10 protein-coding genes and 2 pseudogenes are annotated in these 12,289 nt (G+C 34.0%); 4 read left to right on the top strand and 8 right to left on the bottom strand.

Going from position 1 to position 12,289, the window contains the following annotated elements; genetic code table 11:
• A partial coding sequence (locus EV207_RS14105) for a tyrosine-type recombinase/integrase (protein WP_243647082.1) occupies window positions 1-335 on the top strand: 335 nt, incomplete at its 5' end.
• Window positions 336-465: 130 nt separating this feature from the next.
• Window positions 466-1,062 (top strand): annotated as a pseudogene (locus tag EV207_RS14100) (IS66 family transposase); the annotation flags it as partial.
• Between the two features lie 73 nt (window positions 1,063-1,135).
• Here EV207_RS14100 and EV207_RS23925 read toward each other — a convergent pair.
• Window positions 1,136-1,228: a hypothetical protein gene (locus EV207_RS23925; protein WP_424511373.1), complete on the bottom strand. Its 93-nt coding sequence runs from the start codon at window positions 1,226-1,228 to the stop codon at window positions 1,136-1,138.
• Between the two features lie 212 nt (window positions 1,229-1,440).
• Between EV207_RS23925 and EV207_RS14095 the strand changes: the two genes are divergently transcribed.
• Complete coding sequence (locus EV207_RS14095; protein ID WP_132746795.1) at window positions 1,441-1,860, top strand: very short patch repair endonuclease; 420 nt, start codon at window positions 1,441-1,443, stop codon at window positions 1,858-1,860.
• 36 nt (window positions 1,861-1,896) lie between these two features.
• Here the strand turns inward: EV207_RS14095 and EV207_RS14090 are convergent, their stop codons facing one another.
• Complete coding sequence (locus tag EV207_RS14090) at window positions 1,897-3,084, bottom strand: DNA cytosine methyltransferase (RefSeq protein ID WP_132746794.1); 1,188 nt, start codon at window positions 3,082-3,084, stop codon at window positions 1,897-1,899.
• 274 nt (window positions 3,085-3,358) lie between these two features.
• On the opposite strand from EV207_RS14090, the gene EV207_RS23920 reads away from it, so the two are divergent.
• Window positions 3,359-3,469, top strand: coding sequence for an IS3 family transposase (locus EV207_RS23920; protein ID WP_132746800.1), 111 nt, complete (start codon window positions 3,359-3,361; stop codon window positions 3,467-3,469).
• A 69-nt stretch (window positions 3,470-3,538) separates the two neighbouring features.
• Here EV207_RS23920 and drmB read toward each other — a convergent pair whose 3' ends face one another.
• The 6 genes and pseudogenes from drmB to EV207_RS14060 form a co-directional block, all read right to left on the bottom strand.
• Window positions 3,539-5,437, bottom strand: a complete 1,899-nt coding sequence (gene drmB, locus EV207_RS14080; protein WP_132746793.1) for a DUF1998 domain-containing protein — start codon at window positions 5,435-5,437, stop codon at window positions 3,539-3,541.
• Complete coding sequence (locus EV207_RS14075; protein WP_243647081.1) at window positions 5,434-8,181, bottom strand: helicase-related protein; 2,748 nt, start codon at window positions 8,179-8,181, stop codon at window positions 5,434-5,436. The genes drmB and EV207_RS14075 overlap by 4 nt, the downstream gene beginning before the upstream one ends.
• A 93-nt stretch (window positions 8,182-8,274) precedes the next feature.
• Entirely contained in the window at window positions 8,275-8,952 is a 678-nt protein-coding gene (locus EV207_RS23485; protein WP_243647080.1) for a hypothetical protein, read from the bottom strand.
• Between the two features lie 20 nt (window positions 8,953-8,972).
• A complete protein-coding gene (locus tag EV207_RS14070) occupies window positions 8,973-10,496 on the bottom strand; it encodes a hypothetical protein (RefSeq protein ID WP_132746792.1) in 1,524 nt (507 codons plus the stop codon).
• Between the two features lie 5 nt (window positions 10,497-10,501).
• A complete protein-coding gene (locus EV207_RS14065) occupies window positions 10,502-11,482 on the bottom strand; it encodes a hypothetical protein (RefSeq protein WP_132746791.1) in 981 nt (326 codons plus the stop codon).
• A 507-nt stretch (window positions 11,483-11,989) separates the two neighbouring features.
• Window positions 11,990-12,279 (bottom strand): annotated as a pseudogene (locus tag EV207_RS14060) (CbrC family protein).
• Window positions 12,280-12,289: the final 10 nt, after the last annotated feature.

Below are 12,289 nucleotides of genomic sequence, written 5' to 3'. Positions count from 1 at the left end.
ATTTTGGAGGCTGGCAAGCCTTTTTATTTTTTTGCTTGTGCAGCGTTATGTATTTTTACGCTGCATTACTATGTACTTTTATTTTGCCATATACACCACCTCATTCTATGAGACATACAACCGCCAGTCATATGCTTGAAGCCGGGGTCCCTTTGGTTGTGATTAAGAACTTTTTAGGTCATGCATCATTGCAGTCGACCCAGATTTATGCGGAAATTTCCCAAGACACGGTGAACAAGCATTTAAAAGAATGGAATGAAAAATGGTTCCCAGGTAATATATCAGAAGGGAAAACTTCTAAGACATCAAATAGAATTCCCGATTTTCTGAACTAAAGACTGAAACTTTTGTCAAACGATTATCTAAGAAAAAAGAGAAGAATTGTTGTATGTTAAGACATACGGTAATTCTTCTCGGATGATCAATCTTCTAGGATAATGGGCCTTATCTAAGTTCTCGGATAAGGCCCATGCCCGGCGAAAGTTTGATGAAGCCCTAAAGGCGCTTCCAGCATCAAAGCAATCAGCACCCGTCGTCGCAAAAGAAGGACTCGAGTTCTGTAACCAACTCTTCGCGGTTGAACGTGAATTGAAGGACAAAACCCCAGAAAAACGCTATGTAGGTAGATTAAAGCGCAGCCAGCCCATCTTGGATGTTTTTTTGGCATGGCTTAAAGTTCAGGAATCAAAAGTTCTCCCTAAAAGTGCCATTGGCAAGGCCATTCACTATTGTTTAAACCAATGGGATAAACTCGCCTCCATTATGAAGGATGGTCGGCTAGAGATAGATAACAATCGTAGCGAGCGCTCGATTAAACCTTTTGTCATCGGTCGGAAAAACTGGATGTTCAGTAACACACCACGAGGTACTCATGCTAGCTCCATAATATACAGTGTTATTGAATCGGCTAAGGAGAATAACTTAAATCCATTTGACTATCTCACCTATCTCTTTGAGAAACTACCAAAAATGGATATCGAAGATCGAGACGCGTTAGATAAACTTATGCCTTGGTCATCAGCTATCCCATTAAGCTGTCGCGTGTTTAAAAAGAATAATTAAATCATAATTAATCCTCATCTAAAAACCTAGGTGGGGATTATTTACGCTTACCCCGTTTCTAAACTCAAAGATATCATAGGTGTTCAATGTCATCTTTTGGTGTGACTGTTAGGCCTAATAATATCCCATCAAAGTATTCAGGGATGGCACGGTATTTTTTATAGATACTACATTGGCTTTCATCGACAATAATTAAATCAAATATTGATAGAATAAATGATAACCGATATTCAAAACAATAACACCATTTAAAAATTTTGCTCCGAATTAAACGGAAACCCGTAATTTCACAAAGCCCTAAATACCGATTAAAAGTTCCTAATTAAGTAATATTTTATCTAAGTAAAGGATAAAGTACGTATAAAGGGGTGATATTAAATGGCTGATAATATGTCTAAAGCAGACAGAACCAAAACAATGAAAGCCATTCGCTCACAGTCAAAACTTGAAAATCGCCTTACAAAAGAACTCTGGAGAAAAGGCTTTAGATTTAGAAAAAATGAAAAAACCTTATTCGGAAAACCTGATATCTCTATTAAGAAATATAAAATAGCTATCTTTATTGACTCATGCTTCTGGCATGTATGCCCTATCCATAGTACAGAACCAAAAAGCAATCAAGAATATTGGAAAAAGAAGCTGCTTCGTAATCAATTACGGGATATTGAGGTTAATAATTATTACATAGAGAATGGCTGGAATTTAAAAAGAGTATGGGAGCATGATATAAAACAAGATTTAGACGCTACTGTAAAAGATATAACTAGTTTTATCAATGGGATAAAACAAAAAAAATAAGCTTTAACTTTGGAAAAGCCAAAGCTTAGAGGACAATTATATTGGTAATTTAGTCTGCTTTTCATTAAGAATTTCATTACTTTTTTGTTTGTTTCTCCTTTGATTTAACAATGAACCTTTTCTAACTTTCTTCGTTTTTCCTTTCGATAACATTTCACTCAGCTCTTCTCCCCACTTTGAAGACTCTGTTTTATAATTTATTCCAGCAAAGGATTTTAAAATAGCTTCAATAATTACCTTGGATCCCTCTGGTGGAACAGCCATTCCAATTTGCTTTCGTACACACTCTTTGCCGCCTACAAATTCAAACCAATCTGGGAACGTTTGTAATCTTGCTCTTTCACGGTTGGTTAAAGCTCGTGGCTCAGCATAATGGTACATATGTGTTCCACCGCCACCGGAGCCTGTCACAGTATAAGCTGGTACATCAGGATTTAGACGCTTATAAATATTTGATAATTTGGCTCCTTTAACATTCAATTTTAAATGTTCAGGTGTACCTTCGTACCATGCGTTTTCTCCTGGAGGAATATTCTCAAGCATCTCAATTACTTTCTTTTTGTGCTTTGTAAACTCATGATTAAAGGAATTATTCAGAATAGGTGGTTCTTCCAACGCCTGACGGGTAGTCTTCCAAAGTGAAGGATCTTTGAATGGGGCTTTTGGTACTTTAAAAGTCCATCCAAAATCTTTGTGGATACCTACTATAATAATCCTATGGCGATTTTGTGGTATTCCGTATTCCTGAAATTTATATAGGTGAGGAGTAATGTTGTATCCAGCATCCTCCATCTCTTGTAGTATTTTAACAAAAGCCTGTCCCTCGTTGGCACTTTCAAGACCACCAACATTTTCAGCTATAAACCATTTTGGGTGATGGTGTTTCAAAACCTTTATCCCATATGAATATAAAGGTCCATATTTTCCATCTAATCCTTTAGATTCTCCGATAATTGAGTAATCGTTGCATGGAAAACCAAAGGAAAAACAGTCTATCCCCGAAAGTTTAGTAATATCTAGTTTACGTACATCTTCACATATAACTGTTTCTGGTTTATCTGGACATATATTATGACGAAATGTTTCACAAGTTGATTCATCATAGTCATTCGCCCACTCATGTTCTATTTTATAGACTACTCCATCCTTTTCAAACTGTGCTAATTTTGCCCCAAGCGTTAAACCGCCTGGCCCACAAAACAGCTCACCTTTTTTAAATATCATCTATGACAACTCCAAATGTTCGTACTTTTGTTCGATAAATTAAATTATACACTATACACGATTTATTGGGAATACACAAGTCTTACTAAAAAAAAGACTCCGAATATGGAGTCTATAAGGGATCTATATCTATCATTGTTATACGTGAACAAGTTGAAAACGCTAACCGAATTGGCTTGGCTTTGGAGTAATCTTATTACATAACTGGCAGTAATAACACTCCCGCTTACGTCAGTTCGAGAGGTTTTAGTGAACTAAAGTATTTAATCTTTTAATTCGAGTTCTCCATTATTTGAATATTTATAATAATACTAGAGTATTTTTGAGGATTTTTTTAAAGTGTCACTCCCAGAGTCCATATCAATACAGGACTCAAGTTTCATAATTGTGCTTTTATACCCCTGTCTACTTAACAAGGGTCACTTCATATAACTACCCTATATTTATACTAAAGTTAATTATTAAAGAACCCTAGTCTTGGATCAATAAGTAATGTTCTATCTAAAAAGAGATTCCCTAACTCACATGAAGTTTCAGGCAGATAAGAACAACTATGGCATGCTGCACCATTAAGATTATTAACACCTTGACCCGAGGACTTACCAATTTCCGAACAAACAGGATCAGAACTGCACCATCGTGTCTTATCAATTGCTTTATAGACCACCGGAAAGAAGTTTTCTTGTCTCCCCATTCTTACAAGACCTCCAAACGTACCATCTATATCACCCGAGGAGGTATAGATTAATATCCCGCATTGCTCTTCGTTTAGATATAGCCTTTCACGAATAGAAGCGGAATTATAGCCACATGTTAAAGCCAACTCATCGATTATAATGTGTGATAGTGTATGAAGGAGCACATTTCTTGGCTTTAAAATATCATCGTCAAAATTTGCTTCTCTTTTCTCAGCACGAGTAAGTAACTTATTGAAATAATGTTGGACATCTTCTCTTTGTTCCCACGACTTCAATTTTTCATAATTTATAGTAAAGAAAATTCCTTCTCCATAAACCTTATAAGCAGGCAACCAGTTATTTTCAGGAAAATTTGGGTCTTTAAATAATAATTGTTTACCTTTAATTATTTGGTTCTGTGCCACCTCATCATCATTATTTGATAGTCTATTAAATCCTGTTAAAACTATCGTTTCTTTTAATTTGGTTACTCTGTTTGTCATACTAAAAAAAGTAGTGGCATCTTTATCATTTACTTCTTCACAAGTCCATTCTTTTTTAACCTTTAGGTTTTTTGTATCAATTTCCTGTGTTAGTGTTTCAAATTCCTTTTTCCTTAATTCTTTTTCAGCATTCTGGGTACTTACTCTTTCTTGAGTTTGCTCTTCCTCAATTCTACCCTCAACGTATAGAATAGCAAGTTCAATATCCGAATACTTATATTCTTGTATTTCAGGAGGGCATAATTTTTTCACCGTCTTAATTTTCCCATCCATATTATTAGCCATATCTAGCCAAGATGAAGTAACCCCATTTTTTTCAAACATATCTATAAGTTTTTCTACTTCAGGATTTTCCCCCGGTAAATGAATTGCACTTATTGTATTAGGATAATACACACTTATAGAATTTTTTAATACTGCAATTGGATAAGAAGAACAACTATCCTTATCATTTTCAGAACCATACCATGGTTTATGACCAGGACATTGGTATAACTTTTTATCATTTTTATTTAGCATTTTACTTAATTCACTTACTCGATCCTCGTCCAAATCAGAAGTAGTTTTTCTGGACATTATTCCCCTAAGTGGCCTTTCTTTATTACAAGTGCACTTAACTTTGAGTGAATCGAGGGTTGCTCCTCCTGTTGAAAGAAGTTTCATTTGCCCATCACAAGAGGTATTCTCATCACCGTGAACCCATTCCCTCCATGGGAAATCAGATATGTGGCCTTGACTACAGACTATTACAAATGGAACTTGAATCATCTTCATTTGTTTTTTACATTCTTTACAATCTAACCAACTTGTTCTTGATGACATAGAAGTTTGATGTAATGTTTTACATTTCGGACAATAGTGCCAAGTAGGGAAACGTAACAATGGGATATACAAATCCGTGTTTGTTTGAGTTATCGCACCTCCTGCATTTTTGTATTGATAACTTGGTCTAAAATCTGGAGGCATCAGTAATTGTTTTACCTTTAATAATGATCTTAATCTAGGTTCTTGTATTTCATATTCATCAAACATTTCTATACGATATTCATTTTTGTCATGATACCATTTATCAAGGGCGCCAATCATTGCTGATTCCCCTTCAGGACTAATAACAAGAGCACCGGGTCCAAATGTTGTAACAAGTTGCCCTCTTCTTAAAGGTAAATCTTTCATGAAAACAAACCCTCCCAACCACTTTCACTTTCATTATGCTCTTCATTGCTGTATACTGACGCAATGATTCCTCTACATTCTGAATCTACATTTCTCATTGAATTAATCATCGACCTGGCATTTACCTTTAATGCATGGGGAATCGTAGTACCTGCCGAATACATATATCCATTTACCTTAGGGTCTACTCTCCACGCAGTATAATTTCCCTTTTCAAGTCGTTTCAATATCTCCATAAATCTGCTTTTCAATTCCTCAACTTGTTCCGGATCAACAAGTTCTGCTCTTTCTATTAAGCGATTATAAAAAGGGACTATTTTATTATTTAGGCTCTTCCGAATTTCTTTCCAATCCGGACTTCTAGAAATATCATCATTTAATGCTTGGCGCAAAAATCCAATAACAACAGCATGCAAACCTCTATCTAAACATGAATCAGAAAAAGGAGTAACACTTGTAGGTTCTACTTGAGCATACAATTTTTGATGGTATTCCCTGAAATGTTCAAAATGGGATTTATCTCTTGATTTTGTATTTGAATATAAGGTAAATATTAGTCCCGGTCTTTCCCACCAACGACGTCCAACACGACCACTAACCTGAATATATTGGGCTGTCATTTTTGGTTGTCCTACTATGGCCATTACCGATAAACGATCAATATCTACACCAACTTCAATAATGTTAGATGCTAGACATAAATCAATTGTTGAATTCATATCTTTTTGATCTTTATTAGGTCTATATTCTAGTTTTAAATCATCAATAGTTTTTGAGATTTCATGGCTTTGCTTTCTTGATGTTAACTCAAGAACATTATTAATATATCTAATATCCTTTTGAAGTCCCTTTCTCATTGCCATTGAATTTGAATATTGAGGTATGTCTGTTTGAGTTAATGTCAGACCTCCGCCTAATTCCCGCAATGTATTATAGAATGAAAGTAAGGTCCAATAAGGATCTCTTTCCCGCTCATTAATTTCGGCAGTTGATTGTAGAATAGATGAAAATGCCATAACCTGTGACATCATAATACGAACAGATGTAGTATAAACTCCCACATATTTCCGCCCCGGCATTGGCTTTCCTGTTTCCTTATTTATTGCTGGAGTTGCGAAAAAGGAATCTTCATTTTCAAGTCCCGGACTTGGGAATAATCTTGCATTTTCTCTACCGAATAAAGCACGAGCCTGTTCTTCAAATTGTTTAATTGTCGCTGTTGCTGCTATAATTTTTGGTTTGATTACTTTTCCTTCTACATTCTTTAAACATAATTCTTCAATTAAGGCCTCAAATAGACCTGTTAATGTTCCTAATGGCCCAGAAATTAAATGTAATTCATCTTGCACAATTAATGATGGAGGACTGTTGAACCTTTCTCCGTTTGGTCCAATACCAAATAACGCTCTTGCCTTGGGCTGCCATACTAATTGTACAAACTTATCAACTGTTCCAATTAAGAAGGTCGGGTGTTTCTCATATATAGTTTCATCAACAATGTAAATAGGTAATTCCTCGTGGAAATGACAATTTTTATCCGGACAATGAACAACTAACCTATCATTTTTAATTTTGTACCCAAAGTAGTACCTTTTCTTGCTACCTTTTTCATCGTAATAACCTAAATTTGCTCCACACCATGAACAACTATTAACAATAAATTGCTGTGCATTTTTTTCGTTTTTCTGAAGTTTATTTAGAGAGGTCTTTGCAGCCTTGTTACTATTAGGAGTCGTATTTGAGCCCACCCAAATCCCTATAGAAAAGGGTGCATCACCTAATTTTTTACTGTTTTTGCTTCTGAGATACTCTAAAGAACAAATAAGCCTTGAAGATCGCTGAAATTGGTCGGCAGTTAAAAGTCTTAGTGTGTATCTCATCATAACGTCAACACCGGAATCCAATGGGTTTTTTAAACGTCTTAGTATCATTTGAAACGCTGCAACTCCTAAATAGGCCTCCGTTTTACCTCCCCCTGTAGGAAACCAAATTAAATCAACCACTTCTCTTGCATCACACTTTTCATCAACCAATGACTCAATTGACATTAATATAAATGCAATCTGGAATGCCCTCCAAGTATTACTTGCATTCTTTAGACTGATTTCATCCTTAACACTTTCTTTAAACGGTTTATTAAATATAATTTGTTTGTCCTCTACACACCCGAAACGTCTGTCTTTACCATTAACTTGTTGGAGAAGTATTGCTGTATTCGCTAAACGAAATGCTTCTAGAATTTGTTGATCCTCAAGCAATTTAAGACCATTTTTCATTCTATCTAGACTTTCTTTACATAGTTTTAAATGCTTTCTTGCAATGGGTTGTAACAGTTCCGGGACATTATCAACCCCTGTTGATTTATTTTCTATCCACTTCCTATAACCTTCAATTAAAGGCTTTAGTATTTTTTCAGGGGATTCATTACTCGAAAGACCAGCAAGATCACTCATTTTAATTTCTAGTTCAACTTTTTTCCCATCCTGATCGACAAAAACGTTTGGAGTCATACTAAGTGCTTCATACTCCGGCATAAAAGTTGTCAATAATTGCTGGACATTCTTAGAATTTTGTTCCCAGTCTGCAGCACATCCATGACCAAAAGCATAGACTCCTTCGTTTCGATAAAGAAGTTCGGTTGAAGCCTCTTCATCACTCAACAACTTTTTCATTTCATACTGTTTTGGATAAACAGAAAAAGAGTATTCAACTGGTGTACTTATAGTCATTATTGCTTGAAACAATATTAACTGTTGTCTATTAAACTTTAAAACCGACGAACGGTTTGTAACACTTATGGTGACTATATACTTATCCTTAACTTCACGAAGACGAGCCTAAAATTGAATATGATAATGGGAGATTTTCTCCCCTTTTTTATTTTTTATTTCAACTTGTTTTTCCATTTGTCTATGATTAATAAGGTCGCTCAAAGGTAAATGCCATATTCCTTCTACAGTTTCCCTCAACCACCATTGAACACTATTACTTTCACCCTTAACTTTTACATTGTGCGGTGTATAGGTTCCACCTTCTATTCTAACTTTTAATTTAGGAAGATCTTTATTAACACAAAACGTTAACCCCATAGTTGAAGGCATAAAATCATTTCTTTGAGAAAACAATTCTACTTCACCATCGTCTTCTGTCGTTTCCAAGCCTTCTTTACGCTCAAATAAGTTATCTATCTTATCGTCTTCCTGAACTTCATTAGGTTCCTCACCAATTGGGGATTCAAGGGCAACTTCGTCATTTTCACTTGTACCTAATGGAAACAAATGGCCGCTTACGTATCTTTGGGTCGGAGTTTCTCTTTGAAGAATTTCTTCTTTTACCCCGCCAACTTCCCAATAATAAGGTTTATACAATTCGTCTTTTGAATCAAATATCGTAGTACCAATCGGATTTAACTTTGTATAATGCTCTCTTATTTGACCGGGTCCTATTATCTCTTCTTTGACATTATCCATTACTTTTCGACGGTTGTAGAGCGATTTTTCTAACGAAATTGCCATAGTAATAAACTCCTTTTCTGTTAATCTATGTTCATTGGCTTCATAAGGTTGTATGGTGCAATTAAATGTCTTGAACGATCTATTGATACAATTCTTTCAATATTAAAGGACGCCCCATTAAACTCTTTTGACATAAAAGTGTAATACCCTTTTTCTTGTAACTCTTTTAAAATATCATTTGATAATTCAGCCATTAATTTATAGGAAATAATCCTTCCTGCTTTCCTATGCGCAAGTTGGATTATCTTCATAGTTTTATAAGTTTCCTTTATTTTATCCTCATCATACTTTAATGCCTTTAGTATTTTCGGAAGTTCAGTTGGACAAATTGAATCCTCATTACACCATGACCTTAACGAAGCCATAGAGGCAGTGTTAATATTATACTTATTTACTAATATGTCACTTACTCTTCTTATTCCTTTTTTCTTTACATTAAAGCGCAACTTATCCTTCCACTCATTTTGAAGAAGGCGATATTTTTTAGCATTTTTCGTTAGAACATCATGGTCAGCAACTTCAGCAATCAATTTGCTATCCCTATCATTTCTAATTACAATATAATCATCTTCTTCTATGTCCTTAAAACTAATTTGTTTGATAAAATTACCTTTTTCATTTGGGGAAAATACCCGTATTTTTGAATCATTTGGTGCAAATAAGAAACGATCATTCTCCAGATAAACGATGGACGAATCAACAGCATCTTGAAAGTTCACTTCTAATGTATTCTTCTGTTCTTCTAGAAACCTACTTACTGCCATATTTAATAACTCCGCTTGTTCTAAGGTGAAATTGCTTTTCTTTTGTATTGGTTCTCCAAAAGAAATATTATCAAATATTGTGCTATACACACCTTTCTTGTCTATATCCTCAAATATCTTTTTGGGGCTTATTGAATTAGTAAAAATATCATAGGATATAAAAGCAACCGTCTTACCTTTAAAGGTGTTTTTAACATACTCACCAAAATAAGCGGGATTACCTACAAAAACAACTTCATCAAAAGTTTCTATATCTTTCCTAAAACTGTTTTCAGTAAAATAACTTACCTTTAAGAATGATTTCAACCCATTTTGGATTAATAATCTTTCCTCAATTGTAATTGCCCTTTTTGTAACTATTGCTACCTTTAAGCCTGCTTCCGCCTTGTTGTTTATATAATTGCATAAGTATTCATACAAATTATTATTTGTACTTTCTATCACTTGCTTAAATGATTTTGCTATTTGAATTACAACCTTTGTGAATAGTTCAGGATAACTCTTTTTAACCTGAATAAATTTTGAAAGAATTTGGTTTTCAGTATCTTTATTGATCACCTTATTATACTGGAGTAAACTACCTGCTATCTTAAAAAACATTTTCTTTAGCAAATTCAGAACTTCTACCAAATGATCGTCATTTTCATATCTATTTTGAATTTCTAATCTGAACTTTTCTATGCTATTTGCAAAATGTAATAATTCATTACTTTCTACTTGTTTAAATAAAACAGTCTTATCACCCAAACTATATTGGTCTAATAAATTATTAAAGTTCATAATAATTACCTCCAAGCAAGAAATTCAATACCATTAGGTATTGGAGCATCAATGGATTTTAAATAGTCGACAACCTCCTCAGTAACTATTTTGTGATCACCTTGCAATAACTCTCTTCTTAATTCTTCCTTCACTTCATGCAGTCGATTTTCGTTGTCAGTCCTGCCTGATAAAATAATTTTAGGATTTTTAGTGAAATGCTTGTCTTGTTTAATAAAACTATATAGACCCGAATAAATTACCGGAACCTCCCCATTAATTTCTACATCATTTCTTTTCATCTGAGATGAAATAAATTTCCCGTTTGTGTAACTATTACTGTTATCAAAATAAAGGAAGTCTTTTATTGTTCCTTTTACACCCTCATAAATAAAAACTTCCATACTCATAATTCCACTAATTTGACCTAAATTTCCAACCAAGTAATAAGAGTCTCCGGGATAAAACTCAACTTTATTTAATTGGCTTGATGTATACAAAACACTCAACAATCGACTATTTTCTAAACCAACTTGTTGCTTGTTACTTACCTTTCGTGTTCTTTTAATTTCATCAAATTCTTCATCTAAAAGAATAACTCTATCAATCCAATATCTTTCAGGAATCCCTCTTTCAATCTTTCCGTCTTTTATCTTAAGTATCATTTCGTTTTCAAAAACAGGGCTAGGTTCTACAGAGATAACTGATGCTTTTCTGGCAGACTGTTCATCCTGATAAATAATTCGACTGCCCTTTTCTAAGTTAATTATTGTTTTTCTTATAGATTGCATTTGTTTACTTTTGGAAAATGTTTTGTCTGCTATTCCCATTGCAATAAATAATGGAAAGAACTGTTCACTGGGAAGAGATAGTATGAGGTTAATAGATTTTTTATACTTAATTCCATGGTCATTTATATAAGCGCCTAATTCGAATGCAAAATTGATCCAGTCAGGTATATCTATGGGAACCTTTCTTCTAAGAACTTTTAAATTCTTAATGGTCATTCCATTCACCACTTTCATAACCCAAAATTGTAAATTGTTCATTATCTTATACTAGTAATGTTATCACATCGTTTGATAAATAAATTTAACCTTTTCCAAATTTATTCTTTTTTAGGCAATTTTTTAGTACATTCGGCAATAAAACTACAAGAAAATAAATTCCCATATTTTATACTTCCGTATTCAAGTGGAAAATGCGAGAGTTTTTGCATGTCTATAGATACTGACAAGGAACAAGTTGACAATAACTTGTTCCCTTAATGTTTTTATAAACCCAACTTTCCCGACTATTCTTTCTCTATTACTAATTCCACTCTCTTTTTACCACTATTTATGATACGGTTGTCAGTGATTCATCTTAAATATAGACTATGATTTGCCTTATTACTAATTAAATAGTACTCTTTTGAAATTTTCAGTACATTTTTCCGATATGAATTATTTCCTATTTATGAAATAAAAGGGAGTTTCTTTATAAATATTTTATAAAGTGTCTTTGTATATCCATCATATTTCTTCCAGTTTTATTATTTGAGATAATGCATAAAAACTTTCTTGTTGCCATCCAAAATAACCCAGTGTTCTAAAGATAAGTTCCTCAACATACTCCAATTTGTCAATCTCCTCGCAGCATATGATGTCTTGGAATTCACCGTCGAATTTTTTGGCAGCTGATCCATCTTTAATACACCATGGGCAGATACCCTCAATCTCTTCAAAGAATAAAAAGATCCAACATAACAGACACCACGCTCCTTGTTACAAACCGGGCAAATTGTTTTAACTTTCTCAAACACATCCAATTCA

It is taken from the genome of Scopulibacillus darangshiensis (assembly GCF_004341035.1).
Lineage (GTDB): Bacteria > Bacillota > Bacilli > Bacillales > Sporolactobacillaceae > Scopulibacillus > Scopulibacillus darangshiensis.
Note: the sequence above shows the minus strand (reverse complement) of the source record. Positions and strands in the feature narration are given on the sequence as shown.

What these genes read in the sequence shown, in the direction of transcription:
- EV207_RS23485 (WP_243647080.1), bottom strand. Translation starts at nt 8,952, where the DNA reads ATGGCAATTTCGTTAGAAAAATCGCTCTACAACCGTCGAAAAGTAATG.
- EV207_RS14095 (WP_132746795.1), top strand. Translation starts at nt 1,441, where the DNA reads ATGGCTGATAATATGTCTAAAGCAGACAGAACCAAAACAATGAAAGCC.
- EV207_RS14070 (WP_132746792.1), bottom strand. Translation starts at nt 10,496, where the DNA reads ATGAACTTTAATAATTTATTAGACCAATATAGTTTGGGTGATAAGACT.
- drmB (WP_132746793.1), bottom strand. Translation starts at nt 5,437, where the DNA reads ATGAAAGATTTACCTTTAAGAAGAGGGCAACTTGTTACAACATTTGGA.
- EV207_RS14065 (WP_132746791.1), bottom strand. Translation starts at nt 11,482, where the DNA reads ATGACCATTAAGAATTTAAAAGTTCTTAGAAGAAAGGTTCCCATAGAT.
- EV207_RS14090 (WP_132746794.1), bottom strand. Translation starts at nt 3,084, where the DNA reads ATGATATTTAAAAAAGGTGAGCTGTTTTGTGGGCCAGGCGGTTTAACG.